Annotated in this window: 14 protein-coding genes; 13 read left to right on the top strand and 1 reads right to left on the bottom strand. The window is 47.4% G+C overall.

What is annotated here, in order from left to right; genetic code table 11:
- Positions 1-9: 9 nt before the first annotated feature.
- From F0145_RS17735 to F0145_RS17690, 10 genes are all read left to right on the top strand, one after another.
- Positions 10-2,007 (top strand): RagB/SusD family nutrient uptake outer membrane protein, encoded by a 1,998-nt coding sequence (locus F0145_RS17735; RefSeq protein WP_223816136.1) that lies wholly within the window; start codon positions 10-12, stop codon positions 2,005-2,007.
- Between the two features lie 447 nt (positions 2,008-2,454).
- A complete protein-coding gene (locus tag F0145_RS17730; protein ID WP_150090386.1) occupies positions 2,455-3,246 on the top strand; it encodes a glycoside hydrolase family 16 protein in 792 nt (263 codons plus the stop codon).
- A 239-nt stretch (positions 3,247-3,485) separates the two neighbouring features.
- Positions 3,486-4,994 carry a sulfatase family protein gene (locus F0145_RS17725; RefSeq protein WP_150090384.1) on the top strand — a complete coding sequence of 503 codons (1,509 nt, stop codon included), beginning with the start codon at positions 3,486-3,488 and terminating at the stop codon, positions 4,992-4,994.
- A gap of 20 nt (positions 4,995-5,014) precedes the next feature.
- Positions 5,015-6,544, top strand: coding sequence for a sulfatase family protein (locus F0145_RS17720; RefSeq protein WP_150090382.1), 1,530 nt, complete (start codon positions 5,015-5,017; stop codon positions 6,542-6,544).
- 22 nt (positions 6,545-6,566) lie between these two features.
- Entirely contained in the window at positions 6,567-7,973 is a 1,407-nt protein-coding gene (locus tag F0145_RS17715) for an arylsulfatase (RefSeq protein ID WP_150090380.1), read from the top strand.
- A 539-nt stretch (positions 7,974-8,512) separates the two neighbouring features.
- Positions 8,513-9,526 carry a SusC/RagA family TonB-linked outer membrane protein gene (locus tag F0145_RS17710; protein ID WP_150090378.1) on the top strand — a complete coding sequence of 338 codons (1,014 nt, stop codon included), beginning with the start codon at positions 8,513-8,515 and terminating at the stop codon, positions 9,524-9,526.
- Between the two features lie 6 nt (positions 9,527-9,532).
- Positions 9,533-12,016: a SusC/RagA family TonB-linked outer membrane protein gene (locus F0145_RS17705; RefSeq protein WP_150090376.1), complete on the top strand. Its 2,484-nt coding sequence runs from the start codon at positions 9,533-9,535 to the stop codon at positions 12,014-12,016.
- 11 nt (positions 12,017-12,027) lie between these two features.
- On the top strand, positions 12,028-13,848 hold the full coding sequence (locus F0145_RS17700; RefSeq protein ID WP_150090374.1) for a RagB/SusD family nutrient uptake outer membrane protein: 1,821 nt from the start codon (positions 12,028-12,030) through the stop codon (positions 13,846-13,848).
- Between the two features lie 6 nt (positions 13,849-13,854).
- The gene (locus F0145_RS17695) at positions 13,855-14,265 is read left to right on the top strand and encodes a BACON domain-containing protein (RefSeq protein WP_223816135.1); all 411 of its coding nucleotides are present in this window, start codon (positions 13,855-13,857) and stop codon (positions 14,263-14,265) included.
- 191 nt (positions 14,266-14,456) lie between these two features.
- Positions 14,457-16,139 carry a beta-N-acetylhexosaminidase gene (locus tag F0145_RS17690; RefSeq protein ID WP_150090370.1) on the top strand — a complete coding sequence of 561 codons (1,683 nt, stop codon included), beginning with the start codon at positions 14,457-14,459 and terminating at the stop codon, positions 16,137-16,139.
- 27 nt (positions 16,140-16,166) lie between these two features.
- On the opposite strand, the gene F0145_RS26665 is transcribed toward F0145_RS17690, so the two are convergent.
- Positions 16,167-16,388 carry a hypothetical protein gene (locus F0145_RS26665; RefSeq protein ID WP_150090368.1) on the bottom strand — a complete coding sequence of 74 codons (222 nt, stop codon included), beginning with the start codon at positions 16,386-16,388 and terminating at the stop codon, positions 16,167-16,169.
- 374 nt (positions 16,389-16,762) lie between these two features.
- Here F0145_RS26665 and F0145_RS17680 point away from each other — a divergent pair, with 374 nt between their 5' ends.
- Genes F0145_RS17680 through F0145_RS17670 form a run of 3 tightly spaced genes read left to right on the top strand, consistent with a single transcriptional unit; the run spans position 16,763 to position 20,154 of the window.
- The gene (locus F0145_RS17680; protein ID WP_150090366.1) at positions 16,763-17,677 is read left to right on the top strand and encodes a LamG domain-containing protein; all 915 of its coding nucleotides are present in this window, start codon (positions 16,763-16,765) and stop codon (positions 17,675-17,677) included.
- Positions 17,678-17,711: 34 nt separating this feature from the next.
- The gene (locus tag F0145_RS17675; RefSeq protein ID WP_150090364.1) at positions 17,712-18,467 is read left to right on the top strand and encodes a LamG domain-containing protein; all 756 of its coding nucleotides are present in this window, start codon (positions 17,712-17,714) and stop codon (positions 18,465-18,467) included.
- The gene (locus F0145_RS17670; RefSeq protein ID WP_190277589.1) at positions 18,430-20,154 is read left to right on the top strand and encodes a glycosyl hydrolase family 18 protein; all 1,725 of its coding nucleotides are present in this window, start codon (positions 18,430-18,432) and stop codon (positions 20,152-20,154) included. The genes F0145_RS17675 and F0145_RS17670 overlap by 38 nt, the downstream gene beginning before the upstream one ends.
- Position 20,155: the final 1 nt, after the last annotated feature.

The raw sequence follows: 20,155 nt of genomic DNA, 5'->3' as shown, positions 1-20,155 counted from the left end.
ATTAACTAGATGATGAAAAAATCAATCAAAAATAAAATATGTACCTGTTTGGTACTCCTGGGCTTTTTGGGGGTAACCAGTTGTAACGAGTTTCTGGATCGGGAGCCCTTATCTGATGTAACGCCGTCTAATTATTTACAGAGCGAAGCCGATTTGGCAGCCTATACCATTGGCCGGTATAATTTCCCTACCCATAGTGGATTTACGGTTGGTACTTTCGGCAACGATAACCATACCGATAACCAGGCGACCAGCGGGTATGCCACGCGCTGGGTACCCGGCGAATGGCGGGTGCCGCAAGCAGGTGGTAGCTGGAGTTTTGATAACATCCGCCAGAACAATTATTTTATCGAAACGGTGGTGCCCCGCTGGAAAAACAGTAAAATTACCGGTAATGTGGCTAATATTTCCCACTATATTGGCGAAGCTTATTTCCTGCGGGCTTATGAATATTTTAGCAAGGTGCAGGCCCTGGGCGATTTCCCGATAATAAAGAAAACGCTTCCGGATAAATTAGAGGAGCTTACATTGGCGGCCAAGCGCCGGCCCCGTAATGAAGTAGCCCGTTTTATTCTGGCTGATCTTGATTCGGCGGTTATGTTGTTAAGTACCACGCCTCCCGGCGGCAAGAACCGGATTTCCAAACATGCCGCATTGTTGTTCAAATCGCGGGTTGCCTTGCACGAAGGCACCTGGCTCACCTATCATAAAGGTACTGCCCAGGTTCCTGGCGGGCCAAACTGGCCGGGCGCTGGTAAAGTAGAGAACTTCAGTATGAACATCGATACCGAAATCGACTTTTTCCTGACGCAGGCTATGGAGTCGGCCGCCCAGGTAGCCGATGCCGTTCAGTTAGTTAAAAACACGAAAGACAATGGTTATAATTCTTCTCAGAATACTTATTTAACCATGTTTGCCGATGCCGATCTGAATAAATATTCCGAAGTGTTATTGTGGCGTAAGTATGATCCGGCGAAGGGAATTAACCATAATGTAAACCATTATATTAACCAAAATGGTGGTAATACCGGTTATACCAGGGGTTTGGTTGATAACTTTCTTATGCAAAACGGCTTGCCTATTTACGCAGCCGCGTCCGGTTACCAAGGCGATGATACTTTCGAACAAGTTAAAGCCGACCGGGATAACCGCCTGCAACTGTTTATGAAAGCGCCCGGTGAAATGCGGTTATCGGACCGGAAAAATTCCGATGGAACCCCTATTTTGGAAGGTCGTCCGGACATTGTAGGGCTGGCCGAAACCCGTTACGTAACCGGCTATGGCGTTAAAAAAGGTCTTTCTTACCTGGGTGCCGAAGTGGAAGGCAGTATGGGATCTACGGGCAGTATTGTTTTCCGGGCCGTGGAAGCTTACCTGAATTATATTGAAGCTTCTTACCTGAAAAACAAAACCATCGATGCCAAAGCAGATCAATATTGGCGAGCTATCCGCGAAAGAGCGGGCATTAATCCGGATTATAATATTACGGTGGTGGCTACCCGAATAAACGAAGAAGCTAAAAATGACTTTGCTGCTTATTCGGCCGGTAATTTATTAACCGATGCCACCCTGTATAATATTCGCCGGGAACGCCGCAACGAATTAATTGCCGAAGGAATGCGGTTTTCAGATCTGAAACGGTGGCGCGCCCTGGACCAACTTAAAACCAATCCTTATATTATTGAAGGTTTCAAGATTTGGGGACCAATGCAGGACTGGTATAAAGCAACTAATGGTACCTCTTTGTTAATTGAAGCCGGCACCACCGGCAGAACGGCCAATATTTCTAAGCAAGCGGAGAGCCAATATTTGCGTCCTTACCGGATAAACCTGGCCAACACCAACCTGGTAAGAGAGGGTTACAAATGGACGGCGGCCCATTATCTAGATCCGATTGCCATTCAGCACTTTATTATCACTGCCGGTAATGCTACCGACCTGAGTTCATCGGTAATGTACCAGAACCCCGGCTGGCCGTTGCAGGCGAATGCCGGCCCTACGGAATAAATTTAAAAGCTACTTAAACAGCAATGCCAGCATATTTCTCGTTGCACTGCCAAAGTAGATAAATAACCAAAGGCTGACCTTAAGGCCAGCCTTTGGTTTATAGTTAAATATCTTGCGCAAGCCTGCAGCATATAGATAAGAATATTAACTGAATAATTAAATGATAATGCCAAGCCGGATGGTAAACCAATTGATTTTTGCAGGTTTGAAATAGGCTGTTAGATAAAGCTTTAGCATCAGAAATTAATAAGATTAGGACTTTCGCAAAACTATTGAAAGTCCCCCTTTGGAGGGGGTAGGGGGAGGATTTAAAGATTGAAAGGGCAACTTTGCATATATCCTAAAAATATTACTTTCCAGCCGGATATACATAACGGCAGAATTTAATAGAGAAGCATACAAAATAACCAAATTAGCATAGCACTAAACAACCATAAAAATATTTTAATGCGCCAGCGAATCTGCCTTTTTCTCTTGTTCTTATGTACCGGTTGTATTTCCCTGCCCCATAAAGAGAAAGCAGCCGGGTGGGTATTAAAATGGGAAGATGAATTTGAGCAGGCCGGCGTACCAGATCCGACCAAATGGGGCTTCTCTGGCCGCAAGTCGCCAAACTGGGCCTGTTATTGTGCCGATACTTCGGCCGTTACTTTTGTGAAAGGGGGCCAACTTTATTTACGGGGAATTTTAAACAGGGATAAAACAGATACGGCCCGGTACAAAACGGCCTGCATCCAAACCAAAGATAAATTTTATTTTAAATACGGTAAGATAGAAGTAAAAGCCAAAATTCCCCAGGGGAAAGGCTCCTGGCCAGCTATTTGGCTAATGCCCCAGGATAGCAAATACGGTGGCTGGCCTGCCAGCGGCGAAATTGATATAATGGAGCACCTGAATTACGATCCTTATATTTACCAAACCCTGCATAGCCAGTATATTGATAAACTAAACCAGAAAACCAGCCCGGTACACTCGGCTACTCCAGCTTATAAAGAAGGAGCATTTAATATTTACGGGTTAGAATGGTACCCAGACCGGCTGGATTTCTTTGTGAACGGAATAAAAACCTTTACTTATCCCAAAATAGCGAATGCCGATCATCAGCAATGGCCTTTTGACCAGGAATATTATATAATTCTGAATCAGGCCCTGGGTGGTAATTGGGTTGGTGCTATTGATGATAATGACCTGCCTGTACAGATGACCGTGGATTGGGTGCGGGTTTACCAAAAAGAATAAAATATTCCGTTAGCGGCAGATGAATAACATTAAAAGCAGCCGTTAATCTCTGAATATTAAATATCGGTATAAAAATAAGGCCGGTTAATATTTAAATATAGCCCCAGGAAGAGGCGTAGTTATAATGAGAATATTGATTAACTAGGCTACTGGCAATATTGATCAATCAACAATTAGAAAGAATAAATAGCGGCAAAATATTAGCCTTAAACCGAGTTATAATTTAAATGTAATAGCAGATGAGAAAGCTACTTTTATTCCTGATGCTCGGTATAACGCATTGGGGTTATGCGCAGAAAACCCCCAACGTTGTATTAATTTATGCTGATGATTTAGGTTACGGCGACCTGGGTTGCTACGGCGCTACCAAAATATCGACCCCAAATTTAGAGAAGTTGGCAAAAGAGGGTATCCGGTTTACCAACGGCCACTCCTCTTCGGCTACCTGCACGCCCTCCCGCTATGCCCTCATGACTGGCGAATATCCCTGGCGAAAACAAGGAACCGGCGTATTGCCCGGCGATGCAGCCCTGATTATTCCTACGAACAGATTAACGTTGCCCGCATTATTCCGGAAGGCAGGCTATCGCACCGGAATGGTGGGTAAGTGGCATCTGGGCCTGGGAGGGGCCGTCGAAAAGAACTGGAACGAAGATATTAAACCTGGTCCGAACGAAACCGGCTTCGATTATTCTTTTATTTTCCCGGCTACCGCCGACCGCGTGCCAACAGTTTTTATGGAGAATCACCGGGTATTGGGTCTGGATGCCGCAGACCCCATCGTGGTTGACTACAATAAAAAAGTGGGTAATGACCCTACTGGTAAAGATAATCCGGAATTATTAAAGATGAAGGCCTCACCCAACCACGGCCATAACCAAACCATTGTGAACGGCATTGGACGCATTGGGTATATGAGCGGGGGTACCAAAGCCCGTTGGACCGACGAAGAGGTACCTTTAACCTTCCTGCAAAAAGCCAAAGATTTTATTCAGACGAATCAAAAGAGACCTTTTTTCCTGTTTTATTCCTTAACCGAGCCCCACGTGCCCCGTATGCCTTCTACTATTTTCAAAGGTAAAAGCAGCCTGGGTTACCGGGGCGATGTTATTCTGCAGCTAGACTGGGCGGTTGGGGAAATCAGAAAAGAACTGGAACTTCGGGGGCTTTCTAAAAACACCATTCTTATTTTTACCAGCGATAACGGACCGGTACTGGACGATGGCTACGAAGACGAAGCGGTTACAAAACAAAACGGCCATTTACCTGCCGGGCCGTTGCGCGGGGGTAAGTACAGCGCCTATGAGGGCGGCACCCGCGTTCCCTGGCTCATGAGTTGGCCCGGAAGAATAAAACCCGGCGTTTCGGATGCCTTAATTTGCCAGATTGATTTAATTGCCTCTTTCGCCGATTTGCTGCGCCAGCCGCTGGCCGCCACCGATGCCCCCGACAGCTACAACCTGATGAACGCGTTGCTGGGCAAAACCAAACAGGGTCGGCAGGTACTGGTACAACAAGGGGGCGCTTTATCGCTGGTAAAAAACAACTGGAAATATATTGCGCCCAATAAAGACATACCCTTTAATAAACTTACCGGCATTGAAACCGGAAATGCCGAAGCGCCCCAATTATATAATTTAAGCACCGATATAAGTGAGAAAAATAATCTGGCCGAAAAGCATCCGGAAAAAGTAAAGGAATTGTCGGGGTTGTTGCAGCAGATAAAAACCGAGGGAAAGAGCAGATAATACAATTTAAATTAATACACATGAAGAAGCATTTATTTTTACTGATGGTGGGCCTTTTAACGGGCTTTACCACCTTTGCGCAGCAGAAAAAGAAGCAACCCAATATTCTTATTATTGTTTCCGACGATCACGCTTACCAGGCTATCAGCGCTTACGGCAGCAAGCTAATGCAAACCCCTAATATTGATCGGATTGCCAAGGAAGGGGTGCGGTTCAATAAAGCCTACGTTACCAATTCCATTTGCGGGCCAAGCCGGGCGGTACTCTTAACGGGTAAGTACAGCCACAAAAACGGCTTTAAAGATAACGAGAACTCCCACTTCGATGGGAGCCAGGACACCTTTATCAAGCAATTAGGGGCAGGTGGCTACCAGACCGCCTGGGTGGGCAAGTGGCATCTGGAGAGCAAGCCCCAAGGCTTCGACTTCTGGCAAATATTACCTGGCCAGGGCCACTACTACAACCCTGATTTTTTAATGATGGATGGTAACCAAAAACGAATAGAAGGCTATGTATCGGATGTAACGGCTGACGTGGCCGAAAACTGGCTAAATAAACGCAACACCGACAAACCCTTTTGCCTGGTAATTGGTCATAAAGCCACCCACCGCACCTGGTTGCCAGCCCCGGAAGATATGGGCATGTTTGATAAAGTCACGTTTCCGGTGCCTTCTAATTTTTACGACACTTACGAAAACCGCGAGGCTGCCCGGGTGCAGGATATGAGCGTAGCCAAAACCATGCAGATGGGTTATGACCTGAAAATGTTTCCGGCCGGAGAAGAAATAAAAGACGGTAACATTACGCGCATGAATGCCGCCCAGCGCGGTAAGTTTAATGCTTATTACCAACCTATTCAGGCCGATTTGATTGCCCGTAACTTAACCGGTCGGGCCTTAACCGAGTGGAAGTACCAGCGCTATATGCGCGATTACCTGAGCACCGCCGCCTCGCTAGACCGCAGCATCGGGCGTACCCTGGCTTACCTGGACGAGCATAAATTAACGGACAACACCATTGTTATATACCTCTCAGACCAAGGGTTCTTCCTGGGTGAGCACGGCTGGTTCGATAAGCGTTTTATGTACGAAGAGTCTTTTCGCACCCCCATGGTAATGCGTTACCCCGGGGTAGTAAAACCCGGCACTGTTTCTAACAACATGGTAATGAACCTGGATATTGCGCCCACCATGCTGGAAGCGGCTGGTTTGCCGGTACCGCGCCAAATGCAAGGTCAATCGCTGCTGCCGGTACTAACGAATACAAATGCCAAGGGGCGGGAGGCGCTGTATTACCATTATTATGAAAATGGAGAACATTCGGTTTCGCCGCACTTTGGCGTAAAAACCAGCCGGTATAAACTTATCAGATTTTATAAAAGGGTTGAAGGCTGGGAACTGTACGATTTGCAAAAAGATCCGCAGGAAATGCATAACTTATACGGCCAGAAAGGCTACGAAAAAATTACGGCCACTTTGCAAAACCAGCTCACCGGCCTGATAAATAAATACGAAGACGAAGACGCTAAAAAGTTATTGGCGAGTAACTAAATAGCCGATTTTACGGAAAATAATGATAAGAAGAACAACGTTATTTTTTTTGTTTGGGCTTGGCTTCTTAACCAGCTTCGCCCAAAATAAACCCAATATTGTTTTTATTCTGGCCGATGATTTGGGCTACGGGGATATTGGCGTTTACGGTCAGAAATTAATTAAAACACCCAACATAGATAAATTGGCGGCCAATGGCATCCGTTTTACCCAGTTTTATGCGGGTACCTCGGTTTGCGCACCTTCCCGGGCCGCCCTCCTGACCGGCAAACATACTGGGCATACTTCAGTGCGCGGAAATTATGAAATAAAACCCGAAGGGCAGTTTCCGTTAGCCGATTCTGTTTTTACCATGGCCGAAATGTTCCGACAGGCCGGTTATGCTACGGGCATATTCGGCAAGTGGGGATTGGGGTTTCCAGGTTCGACGGGTGAACCCAACCAGCAAGGTTTCGACCAGTTTTATGGCTATAATTGCCAGCGGCAGTCTCATAATTTCTTTCCGGACCATTTGTGGCATAACCAACAACAGGTAAATTTAATTAATACCCCAACGGTTCAGCAGCAATATGCCCCCGAACTGATTCAGGAAAAAGCCCTGGCCTTTATGGCGGCCCATACCCAAAAACCTTTTTTCCTGTACCTGGCCTACACCTTACCGCACGCCGCCTTGCAATTACCAGCCAACGATAAGGTTTTTGAAGCCTATAAAAAACAGTTTAATGAGCAGCTCAAATCTATTCCGGCTACCTGGAATGGCGTTGGCTATCAGCCGCAGGCTTACCCGCTCGCTACTTATGCCGCCATGGTTACGCGCCTCGACGACTACGTAGGCCAAGTGGTAAAAGAACTCAAAACGTTGGGCATCGAAAAAAATACGTTAATTGTTTTTACCAGCGACAACGGACCCCACCGCGAAGGCGGTAATATGCCGGAATATTTTAACAGCAGCGGCGGTTTAAGGGGCATTAAGCGCGATTTGTACGAAGGCGGCATCCGCACCCCCATGATTGTAAGCTGGCCGGCTGTAATTAAAAAAAATCGCCAGTCAAATTTTGTGGGTGCCTCGTGGGATTTTCTGCCCACCTTTGCCCAATTGGTAGGGCAATCTGTTTTGGCCAACCTCGATGGTGTTTCCATATTGCCCACCCTCCGGAACAAAGGAAAACAAGTGCAGCACGAATTTTTGTACTGGGAGTTTCATGAAGACGGCGGCCGGCAAGCTGTCCGGATGGGCAACTGGAAAGGCGTACGACTGAACGTAAAAAAAGACAGGAACAGCCCGGTGCAATTATTTAACCTGGCTACAGACCCGGCCGAGAAAAAAGATGTAAGTGCGGCGCATCCGCAAGTGGTAAAACAGATAGAATCTATTATGGCGCGGGAGCATACTGAAGATAAAAATTTTCCACTACTGGCTACAGAATAGGTTAATCAAAAGTAATAAGATTATTAGGGTAGAAATCTTGACAGAAGTATCTGGATATATTTAAATTAAGTAAACAGACAACATTAATTCTATTTTCAGGACTTACGCAACACCGGCGACCTGGTTGAGTCTAATGACCAGCTTGGGGAACCCGGATGTGTTTGCGTAAGTCCTGTTTTTATTTAGCGGAGTTAGTAAGCTTTCGGTTGTTAATAAGAAGGAAGGGGCGCTTACGGCGCAGTATATTTTTTGGTTGTTGGCTGAGCGCATAGTCAAACTACCAGAAAAATGCCAGCAGCTATTTTGGCTGAGCCGGAAAAAGCATCTCACCCAAAAATATTGCGCTGTAGCTAGGAATAGCGCCTGAACTTTGGGCAAAAGGGTATGCTTTACTCCAGTTAAAATTAAAACTTTTTTCCTCTCTTTGGGGGTATCCTCCCGCTAGTGGTACTTACATATAACCACAGTATATTATTTATTAAGGTACCGGGTCAGCCCGCTGAATTTACTACAATGCCTAATTAAATACCCAAAGATGTATGGAAATTTACCTCTCTAGCACCGGCAGATTTACCTGCCCGAAACCCAAAATCTTGCTGGGCCTGAAGCTAACGCTGGTCTTAATGCTCTCGGTCTTCATGCCGGTAAGCGCTACCGTTTATGCCCAACGGGTAACCCTTTCGGAAGATAATGTACCTCTGGCCAAAGTTTTAAAAGAAATACGGAAGCAAACCGGCTACGATTTTTTCTACAACGAAGCCTTACTGCAGCGGGCCAAGCGGGTAAGCGTGCACGTGCAGAATGTTACACTCGAAGAAGCTTTAGAAAAATCATTTGCCCAGCAGCCCTTTGTTTATACAATAGAGCTGAAAACTGTTATTATTAAAGAGGCAAAAAAAGCCGGGAGTAGCAGCGTTGTGCCGCCCATTAATGTGAAGGGTCGGGTGGTAGATGAAAACAACGATCCTTTACCCGGGGCTACGGTGCTGGTAAAAGGAACCAATAAGGGCGCTTCTACGAATGCACAAGGGACCTTTACTATACCTGATGTGGCCGATGATGCGATACTGGAAATTAGTTTTGTAGGCTACCTGAACAAGGAAGTTAAAGCCGCCGCCGATTTGGGCACTATTTCGCTGGAATTAAACGCTTCTAATCTCGAAGAAGTGGTTGTAGTGGGTTATGGTACCCAAAAAAAAATTAATCTGACCGGTGCGGTATCGGTGGTAAGCGCCACCGAACTGGAAAACCGGCCGGTGGTAAATGCTACCCAGAGTTTACAAGGGTTAGTACCGGGTTTAAACGTGAACATAGGCGGCAATACTAAACCGGGGCAAAGCTTTAATTTAAACGTGCGGGGTATGGGCAACATTAGCGGCAGCGACAACCCTTATGTGCTGGTAGACGGTTTGGAAATGTCATTAGCCGATGTTAATCCCAACGATATTGAATCCATCTCGGTTTTAAAAGATGCTTCGGCCTCTGCTATTTACGGATCGCGGGCCGCTTACGGGGTTATTCTGGTAACCACCAAAAAAGGCAGCGCCGACTGAACTAACTTGTCTTATACAAATAACGTGGGCATAACCACGCCCAATCGGCTGCCCAATATGGCTAATTCATTACAATTCGCTAATTTTTTTAATGCGGCTACTTTTAATGCCTTGGGTACCCGGCAATATTCCGAAGAAAAATTGAAACTGCTGGAGCAGTTTATTCAGAATCCGGCCGGCATGTCTATTTTCCCCGAAGTAAACAGCAACGATTACGCCAACTGGGAAAACAGCGCCAACGGCGTGGCCAATACCAACTGGTTTAACCTGCATTACAAACCTTATTCCCTAAAGCAAAACCACAACGTGAGTCTCAGCGGCGGCAACAAAACCACTCAGTTCTTTGTGTCGGGCGGTTATTACACAGAAGGGGGCAGTATGCGTTTTGCCGATATTGATTACAACCGGTATAACCTGAATGCCACGGTAACTTCCCAGGTACAGAGCTGGGTTAAAGTAAAAGCCAATACCAAATATACCCAATCAAAATATACCAGCCCGTTTTCCGGGTTCGAAAACCTTTTCTTTCATAACCTGGCCCGGATGCGGCCCAACGTATCGCCGTACGATTTAAACAGCAACTGGACCGAACAGTCGATGGTGCCTTATTTACAGTCTGGTTCCGAATCCAGGGAAGATGAAACCAACCTGGCTATTTTAACCGGTCTGGAGTTTGAGCCTGTAAAAAAATGGAAGATCAACGTAGATTTAAACTTACGCCAATCTACCTCAGAACAAACCAACCTGAAACTGCCGGGCACCATTTACGGCATAAACGGCGCGCCCATAACGGTAAACCGCTCCGAATACAATATTCCGCTGAAAGGCAGTTATGGCCGTAACATGTTAAGCTCCCGCTACATTTCGCCCAATATTTATTCTTCTTACAGCCTTACTATAAAAGAAAACCATGGTTTAGATATTCTGGTAGGGTTTCAGCAGGAACTAAATGAATTTAAAAGCCTGGCTGCTACAGCCCAGGATCTGATTAGTAACAGCCGGCCCGGTATTTCTTTGGCTACCGGTAGCCAGGCCATTAGCGAATCCCGGACGCACTGGGCTACGCGGGGCGGGTTTGCCCGCTTATCTTATAATTATAAAAGTAAATATTTGCTGGAGTTAAACGGGCGTTACGATGGTTCCTCCCGATTTGCCGCCGACTCCCGTTGGGGATTTTTCCCCTCTGTTTCGGCCGGGTATAACCTGGATCAGGAAACTTTCTTACAGGAAAATGTGGCCTGGTTAAACCAGTTAAAAATCCGGGGTTCGTACGGTTTCCTGGGTAACCAGTCCGGTGCCGGTTTGTATTCTTACGCCGAGAACATGGGCATTACCGTACCGGGAATTGGAACGGGTGGCCGCTGGTACTACGGTGCCGGCCGCGAAGCCTATATTACCGTTCCGGGCGCTTTTAATCCATTTATTACTTGGGAGAAAATAGAAAATGCGAACGTTGGCCTTGATTTTGGCGCATTTAACAGCCAGCTTACCGGTAGCTTCGATATTTATCAGCGGAACACCCGCGACATGCTGGGGCCATCGCTGGATATTGCCGATATGTATGGCGCTACGCCGCCCCAAACCAACAACGCCGATTTGCGCACCCGCGGCTGGGAATTATCCCTGAACTGGCGGGGCCGCATCAACAGCAATATTTCCTATAGTTTCGGTGGCTTGCTGGCCGACAATAAATCGGTGGTAACCAAATACCAAAACCCGAATAATAATGATCCGCGGGGTGCCTGGTACGTAGGTAAAACCGCGGGTGAAATCTGGGGTTTCCGTTCACCGGGCCTGGTGCAGAACCCGGAAGCAGCCGATGCCTTTAACCGCCTCGACCATTCTTTCTTGTCGGCGCAACCCTGGAAACCCGGCGATGTAATTTACGAGGACCTGAATAGCGACGGCAAAATTAACCAGGGCACCAATCAACTGGGCAACATGGGCGATTTAACCATTATTGGCAACAGCAATGCCCGCTACTCTTACTCCCTGAACGGATCTGTTTCCTGGAAAGGGTTATCGCTAAGTATGTTGTGGCAGGGGATAGGCAAGCGCGATTTTGCGCCGGCCCTGCTGGATGCTTATTTCTGGGGCTCGGGCTCGCTGGCTCAGGTAACGGTATTTAAAGAACACCTGGACTACTGGACACCGGAAAATCCGGGAGCTTATTATCCCAATCCTTACGCCTCGCCGGTAGGTTCCATTAATTCTTTTGTCGGAAAAACCCAGCAGATTTCGGACCGCTATCTGCAGAATGCCGCTTACCTCCGCCTGAAAAACCTGACCATTAATTACAACCTGCCGGTTAGCTGGGTACAAAGAGTAAAATTGAGTAAAGTTAATGTATTCTTCTCCGGCGAAAATTTACTTACCCAAACCAAACTGGCAAAAATGTTTGATCCCGAAACCCTGGTGGGCGGCGCCGCGCCCGGTAAAATATACCCATTAAGCAAAATTTATTCTTTTGGCCTTGGCCTTAGCTTTTAATTCTGATCAAGATGAAATATATTCTTAAAATATACTTTTTAGCGAGTGTTTTTGCAGCTTTTTCCTGCCAAGACGACTTCCTGGATCGGGAGCCGCTCGATGTGCTGTCTACCGCAGGTAGTTTGGCTACCACCAACGAACTGCGGCTGTACGTAAATCAGTTCTACGAAAGCTTTCCAGGCCACCCAACCATAACCGGTAACACCGGTATTGCCTTCTCCGATGCTACCAGCGATAATATGATTATTACGGCCGTGGATACTCGGCTAAACGGTAACTTGTCGCAGGGTAATGCCGCGCGCCTGACCGAGTACAACAACATTAGGTCGGTTAATTATTTTCTGGCTAATTATAAAAATGCCGGCGGCGACCAAGCCCTGATTAACCAATACCTGGGAGAAGCCAAGTTTTTCCGGGCCTGGTTTTATTTTAGCCTGATTAAAAAATACGGCGATGTAACCTGGGTAAATACCGTGTTACCCGCCGATCAGGAAATGACACAGTTGGCCCGGGATTCGCGGGTGGTGGTGGTTGATTCTATTCTGGCCGATCTGGATAAAGCCATTGCGCTTATACCAGCGGTGAGTACTAACGCCGGCATGCGCGTGCACAAAGATGTGGCGTTGGCATTTAAATCGCGGGTAGCCTTGTTTGAAGGCACCTGGCAGAAATACCACAAGCAGGACGCCGACCCATTCTGGACTAAAGATATTTCGGATGATAAAATCGCGAATTATCTGGCCCAGGCCAAACAAGCGGCAGAAACCATTATTACCAGCGGCCGCTGGAGCATTTATACTACCGGCAAACCCCTCGAAGATTACGGCAATTTATATACCACCCTTAACCTGGCAGGTAATAAAGAGGTAATGCTATGGCGGAAATACGATGCCAACGAAAATATTGGCCACAGCATCAGTAAATATTTATCTACCGGCGGCGGCGATATTGGCGTAACCTTGTCTTTGGTTGATGATTACCTTACCCGGACCGGAACGCCATTTGTAGGTGCTGCCCGCACCGAAGCACAGGCTGTTTACGGCCGCGAATTATCTCCCGACCTCCGCGACCCACGTCTTTCCCAAACGGTGGCCGTGCCGGGCAAACCCCTGAAGCCAAGTGCCGTGGTGCCCGCTTTTCCGCCCATTAATCAGAGCGGGTTTAACCGCAGCACCACCGGGTATCCTTTGTATAAATATATAGAGTACAACAGCGCTTCGGCTACTTTCGACGATAATAAAAGCTCGGTGCCGGCCATTCTGTTTCGGTACGCCGAAGTTTTACTAAACTATGCCGAAGCCATGGCCGAACTAGGTGAATCACCGGCCTTGGTAGCGCAAGCGCTGCAGCCGCTGCGGGCCCGCGTTGGTATGCCAGACGTGGATTTCGACCGGGAATATAACAATGATCCTGATTACTCTTTCCGCAACCTTGATAAGGTTATTCAGAGCGTTCGCCGTGAGAGAAGGGTAGAACTGGCTGCCGAAGGCATGCGGCTGGACGATATTTTCCGGTGGTCGGCGGCCGATGTGCTGATTGCGGGCAAAAGGCCGCTGGGCGTTTTGTTTGTGGGCAGCAATATTGCCCAGGAAAACACCGCCACCGGTCTCTACAAAGACGCCCTGTTGTATTACGATAACGCTCCATCCGGCAAATCGGTTAATTTTTACTTAACCGGCAATGCGCAGGCTTCGCTCCGTTATGTCGATCCTTACCAGCGGGTTCTTCCCAACGGCTTTGGGTTTAATCTATCCCGCGATTATCTCTTACCTATTCAGGACCGGATGATGCAACTAACTAACGGCTTATGGACTCAGAATCCGGGTTGGTAAAATATTATGTACAAAATAATAGCGCTAGAAATGAAAAATACCAAGATAAATTACCTCGCGGGCTTAACTATACTGTTGTTGCTGTTTATTACCGCCTGCAAAAAAGAACCCATGCCGTATAAGCCGGAACCTTCGGCCTTTACCGTAGAACCTAAAGGTACGCTAGCAGCTTTGCCGGCTGCTGGCGGCAAACTAGATGTAGTGGTTAATGCCAATTCGAATGGGTGGTGGATAGTGTTACCGGAAGAAAGTAAAGCCTGGTGCAAACCAAGCAAATTATTTGGGTCCGGTAACCAAAACATTGCCATTACGCTTTCGCCCAATACCTCGAATGTGGCCCGTAAAACCGAACTAATAGTTAATCCCACATTTAACCTGGAGCCGGTTAAACTGGTAATCGAACAACTGCCTAACTAAATTATCTCTCAAAAGCTTACAAAGAGGAGCTTAGTTAGAGAACTTTTATCATGACTATGGCAAGCCGGCCTACTCAATAAAAAGGCTCCTTCTTTAAATAAGACTAAAGAAATTAAATATTAGTCCTAAGCGGCATGCCTGGGACAGGGCAAAATCAGCCTGAAAACTAGCATACATATTTATTACCAATAATGATTCATAACCAAAATAGCATTACCTGTTTTCTTTTATTTTTCTTATTTGGATTTTTATTTCCGGCCCGGGCACAAGTAAATATTATTCCCCAACCGGCCAACCTTAAAATGAACAGCGATCATTTTGTTATTGATAAGTACACGGTTATTCAGTACAAACGCACAGATAAAGAGCTGGCAGCCCTGGCCACTTATTTTGCCAACCAGGTTAAAAATATATCGGATTATGCGTTGCCGGTGAATAAAAAAGAAAAGAAGAATATTGCGTTTGTGCTGGAGAAAGTAGCTGAAGTAGGCCCTGAAGGGTATAAAATGGCCGTAACGCCAACAGCCATCCAAATAAAAGCTAATACCAAAGCCGGTATATTTTACGGCTTGCAATCGTTGCTGCAAACCCTGCCGGCCCTGCGCACGAACGAGCCGCTACAGGTGCCCTGTATGGAAGTAACCGATGAGCCACGCTTTGGCTGGCGGGGCATGATGCTGGATGTAAGTCGGCATTTTTATTCGGTAGCAGCCATTAAGGAATATATTGATTTGCTGGCGCGGTACAAAATGAATGTGTTTCACTGGCACCTGACCGACAACGAAGGCTGGCGGCTGGAAATTAAAAAATATCCAAAGCTTACCGCGGTGGGTGCCTGGCGCAAAGAAATTCCGGGCAGCATTTATTACAAACCCGATTCTGCTTATACCCAACCTTTAAACAACACCCCTTACACCTACGGCGGATATTATACGCAGCAGGAGGCCAAAGAAATTGTGGCTTATGCCCAAGCCCGGCATATTACTGTAATTCCGGAAATTGAAATGCCCGGCCACTCTGGCGCGGCTTTAACCGCGTACCCGCAGTTTGCCTGCGCACCACATGCGCAGGAAGTGCCCAATGCCTATACCTGGAGCGGGGCCGTGGATGTAAAAAAACTGAATTTGAATTATTGCGCCGGCAACGACAGTTCTTTCCTGTTTCTGCAGGGTGTGCTGCAGGAAGTAATGGCCATCTTTCCCTCGGAATATATTCATATTGGCGGGGATGAAGTAGACAAATATTACTGGAAACAATGCCCGCGGTGCCAGAAACGGATTCAGGCCGAAGGCTTAAAAAATGAAGAAGAACTGCAGAGTTATTTTATTCGCCGGATGGAGAAATATTTGTTGGCGCATAACAAAAAATTACTGGGCTGGGACGAAATTCTGGAAGGCGGCCTGGCGCCATCGGCCACTGTTATGAGCTGGCGGGGCGAAAAAGGCGGCATTGCAGCGGCAAAAATGGGGCACCACGTGGTTATGTCGCCGAGCAACCCGCTTTACTTTAACCGGTACCAGGCCGACCCGGCCGACGAACCGTTAGGTGCCAAGTTTTCGCTGAACACCCTGGATAAAGTTTACCAGTATAATCCGCATTCGGCGGCGCTGAGCGAAACCGAAAAAAAATTAATTCTGGGCGGGCAGTTCGCCATCTGGACCGAATTTATTTCGTCGGTAGCGCACCTGGATTACATGTTGCTGCCCCGGATGCCCGCTATTGCCGAAGCCCTCTGGACCCCAGTAGAGAAAAAAGACTTTAACAGTTTTGTAAACCGCTTAAACCAGGGGCATTTCCCGAACTGGGAACAGCAAGGTATCCGGTTTCACCCGCTATTTTATAAAAGCCGGTCGCACGAAGCCAACCGAAAATAAACCAACACTTATGCGGGAATTTAGACGCTAACAGACGCACGCCGGTGCCTGTTCCGGGTGCTCTGTTGCCCTGATAAACCAGCAACCGGAATAAATATTCTGGTTGCTTGGCCCCGCTAAGCCTTGGGTTTGCTGCAACTGTAGGTTTTGGCCTGCTAAACCCAGCATTAAATCATAACCTGATGCAAACGGATGGGGCTCAGGAAAACTATCAACGGGCAATACCCCAGAACTAAACGCCTGCCGCACCAGCAACGGTTTTAAGCAATACCCTATAAACCTGAATAATAAAATACCACAGTAATATTTCTTTTTAACCCTAAACCATAATAGACGCAGCCCACAGAAAGAATAAAATATTACCGCCGCCCAAAGGTGCCTGGTTGCCGCAACCGGTAGCATAACCCGACTTAACCGGAATAAGCACCACCATTTTAACTAACCTCGAACCCGCTCAGGCAAAAAATACCTGATTTTCTAACCACCACATTCACCTGCTGTCATGGCCGGATAGCCTTTATGCACCCGGCAACCCAATTTACCTGATGATAGCTTTAACAGGCAAGTGCATGTTTATAAGTAGTTTACTCCTATTTAATTATGTATTATTCTAAAGCTTAGTTATGAAGAAAATAATTACCTTATTGTTAATGCTCACTTCAGCTTTTACGGTTGCCGGGCAGGTTCAGAATAAAGCCGCTAGCTTTGCCGGCGCTGCTACGAGTAAGGCGTCATTCGGAAATATCAGCGAAATAAACGGGGTATCCCAGTTCACTTTTGAGGCCTGGCTGTACATCGATCAGTGGCGGGAAAACAGTTATGTATTCAGTAAAATTGGTTCAACGAGCAGCCGGATTGACATGCAGCTGGGTACGGCAGCTAACCGTCGCCTGTTTTTTCACGTGGCTAATGGCACCAATAGCTATGCGGCCGCCGATAATTCAACTATTTCGGTGGGTAAATGGCACCATGTGGCCATAGCCTACGATGGCTCGCAGGGCGCTTACAACATGATAAAAGTATTCATCGACGGCGCACCAATAAATTTGTGGTATAGCGGGGGCAATGGTTTATTGCCTGCCACCACGCCGGTTAATGCGGCCAATTTTGAATTAGGCAGCGGCTTTGCTGGTAAAATTGATGAAGCCCGGTTGTGGAATACCCACTTGGCCGCCACTGACCTGGATCGCCAGAATACCCTGAATAATTATCATCCTTTATACGCCAGCCTGGTAGCGTACTGGAAAATGGATCAGGATGGCAGCAATATTATAGATTACAAGGGCAGCTACAATGGCACAATGAGTAATGGGAGTTTAGTAGCTGTTACCGATAATCCGACTTTTGTATACCGCCGGGTCAGCACCTATATCCGGTCTAATTTTTACGAAACCGGCCGCATTAGCGAAGAGTCGCTGCTGAATAACAACGATATTATTTACCTGACCACCAATACTTATGCCAACGGCGATTTGTTTTTTGAATATCCGGTAAACAACGGCGTATTAGCCAACGCTGAGCAGCTTTGCCGGCCGTAGCGGGGTACTGGATTTTGCTGGTAACGGCTCTGTCATGAATACCGGCAAAGATTTGCTGAACCGGCCCAATGCCGGTGTACCAGCCTTTACGTTTGCTTCATGGGTATATGTAGATGAATGGGTGCCTGGTAGCTATATTTTCCGGAAATACGAATCTGCCACCAAAACCATTGATTTGCAATTGGGCGCGGGCAGCACCAACAGCCTGATTCTGCACCTGGCCAATGGCGCCGACAATTATGTAACCCTGGATAACTCCGGCCTGACCCCCGGCCAGTGGCACCACGTGGCGGTAACCTATAGTGGTAATGGTGCGGCTTACCAACAGGCTAAAATTTATGTTAACGGCGAGAGCAAAGCCGTGACCTATAAAAATGCCGACGGTCTGCTGCCCCGCACCGGTCCTTTTATTCGTACTGATTTTGAACTGGGCGTGAACTTCGACGGTAAATTAGACGAAACCAGCTTGAATTTATTGAGCTTAAGCGCCGGCGAAATTACCGGCCTGAAAAATAATCCTATTGTAGCTACTTCCTGGAACGCCAGTAAAACCAATGCCTACTGGAAATACGACGAAGCCGCCCAACCCGGCAAAGATTCTCGAACCTGGGTAAGCGTGCTGGATGGTTTAAAAACATCTTTACAAGGCAAAGCCGGGGCTACCCTGCGCCTGGGCGTTACCGGCGGCGATTGGAAAGTAATGATGAAAACCGATGCTGCCCGCCGTAATTTTGCCAGCCAGGTGCAAGCCATTGTGCAGGCCTACAATTTTAGACGGGGTAGATTTTGACTTTGAATGGTGCGAGACCGCGCAGGAGTGGGCCGATTACAGCCTGTTGATTGAGGCAATGAATGCCGCCCTGCCTGCCAGTTCGCTTTTTTCGGTATCGCTGCATCCAGCTTATTATAGTATAACCCCCGCCGCCATTGCCGCCGCCGATTATATTTCGATTCAAAGCTATGGACCACGACCTAACCGGTTCCCTTACGACCAGTTTGTAAGCGACCTGAACAACATGCTGGCTTACGGTTATCCCCGGCATAAACTCGTCATGGGCTTACCCTTTTACGGTACCACATCCGATAACACGCTTATAACCACTGCCTATACCGATATTGTGAAGGCGCACCCCAACCTGGATCCCAACCTGGATGAAATTGCCGTAACCGCCAATGGTGTTACCAGAACCTATACCTTTAACGGACAAACCACTCTTATTAAAAAAGCCAAACTGGTAAGAGACCAGGAACTGGCCGGCCTGATGTACTGGGATATTGCCACCGATGTAAATTATACGAACCCATTGGCGTTGTTAAGAGCTGTTAACACCATTATTAATGCCAATCTGGATGTTGATACCAGCACGCCGGTAAGTGCGCAAACCATTAATTTCCCGGCGTTGCCGGAGAAACGGGTAGATGATTTGGATTTTGATGCAGGAGCGGTGGCCAGTTCGGGTTTGCCGGTAAGCTATACTAGCTCTGACCCCGCGGTGGCTACTATCCTGAACGGCAAAATTCACCTGACCGGCGCCGGTACCACTATTATTACGGCCAACCAAACCGGAAATGCCTTATACCAGGCTGCCGAGCCCGTATCCCAAACCCTGGTAGTTATTGCCGATACAGAGGCCCCCACCGCTCCGGCTAATCTTACCGCCACTGCTACCGACGAAACTGCTACCTTAACCTGGGCTGCCGCAACCGATAATTTTGCCGTTACTGGTTATAAAATATTCAAAGCCGGTGAGTTGATAGCAGAACTGAATGCTACAACCTATACTGTTAATGGTCTGCAGTCGTCGATAAGTTATGATTTTGTGGTTGTAGCCACCGATAAAGCTGGCAATATATCCGGTCCGGCGGCTATAACCATAACCACTCCCGATACCCAGGCGCCTGGTGCACCGCTGGCGCTTACCGGTAAAAAAACAATAAAGCACGAAATTGAGCTGACCTGGCAGGCTGCTACTGATAATGTAGCCGTAGTCGGCTATTGGGTTTATTTAAATGGCACGCCGCTGCATACCACCCCAATTACCGGCACTACTTACAGGGTGCCTAGCCCCAAAGGTCGGGATGCTTATGAGTTTACCGTTAAGGCCGTAGATGCGGCTCAGAATTTGTCGGCTGCCGGCAACAGCCTGATTGTAGTAAAAGGGATTATTGTAGAGCCAGGTGCTACGGCCAGCCGCCAGCCCAAAAGTGCAACCGAATCTTTTGTTCATCCGGATGGCGTGGTAGTTTATCCGAATCCTTCGCCGGGCCGCTTCCGGGTAAATTTAAACAGCCCGCAGAACGGCGAACTCACCATAAGCCTGTATAATGCCAATGGCCGGTTGCTGAAAGAAATAAAAGATGTAAAAAATGATGCTTACGAAAAAGAATTGGACCTGCGCGCTTTTGCTGCCGGTATCTATTTTATTCGGATTTCGGTGGGCAGCTTCGTGCAATCCCAAAGAATAAATATTGAATAAA

Origin of the sequence: Adhaeribacter rhizoryzae, from assembly GCF_008629685.1 — a bacterium.
Classification (GTDB): domain Bacteria; phylum Bacteroidota; class Bacteroidia; order Cytophagales; family Hymenobacteraceae; genus Adhaeribacter; species Adhaeribacter rhizoryzae.
This window is presented reverse-complemented; position numbering and strand designations above follow the sequence as displayed.

Coding starts and splice junctions, on each gene's coding strand:
- F0145_RS17710 (WP_150090378.1), top strand. CDS start 8,513: ATGGAAATTTACCTCTCTAGCACCGGCAGATTTACCTGCCCGAAACCC.
- F0145_RS17715 (WP_150090380.1), top strand. CDS start 6,567: ATGATAAGAAGAACAACGTTATTTTTTTTGTTTGGGCTTGGCTTCTTA.
- F0145_RS17720 (WP_150090382.1), top strand. CDS start 5,015: ATGAAGAAGCATTTATTTTTACTGATGGTGGGCCTTTTAACGGGCTTT.
- F0145_RS17690 (WP_150090370.1), top strand. CDS start 14,457: ATGATTCATAACCAAAATAGCATTACCTGTTTTCTTTTATTTTTCTTA.
- F0145_RS17675 (WP_150090364.1), top strand. CDS start 17,712: ATGAATACCGGCAAAGATTTGCTGAACCGGCCCAATGCCGGTGTACCA.
- F0145_RS17695 (WP_223816135.1), top strand. CDS start 13,855: ATGTACAAAATAATAGCGCTAGAAATGAAAAATACCAAGATAAATTAC.
- F0145_RS17730 (WP_150090386.1), top strand. CDS start 2,455: ATGCGCCAGCGAATCTGCCTTTTTCTCTTGTTCTTATGTACCGGTTGT.
- F0145_RS17680 (WP_150090366.1), top strand. CDS start 16,763: ATGAAGAAAATAATTACCTTATTGTTAATGCTCACTTCAGCTTTTACG.
- F0145_RS17735 (WP_223816136.1), top strand. CDS start 10: ATGATGAAAAAATCAATCAAAAATAAAATATGTACCTGTTTGGTACTC.
- F0145_RS17700 (WP_150090374.1), top strand. CDS start 12,028: ATGAAATATATTCTTAAAATATACTTTTTAGCGAGTGTTTTTGCAGCT.
- F0145_RS17725 (WP_150090384.1), top strand. CDS start 3,486: ATGAGAAAGCTACTTTTATTCCTGATGCTCGGTATAACGCATTGGGGT.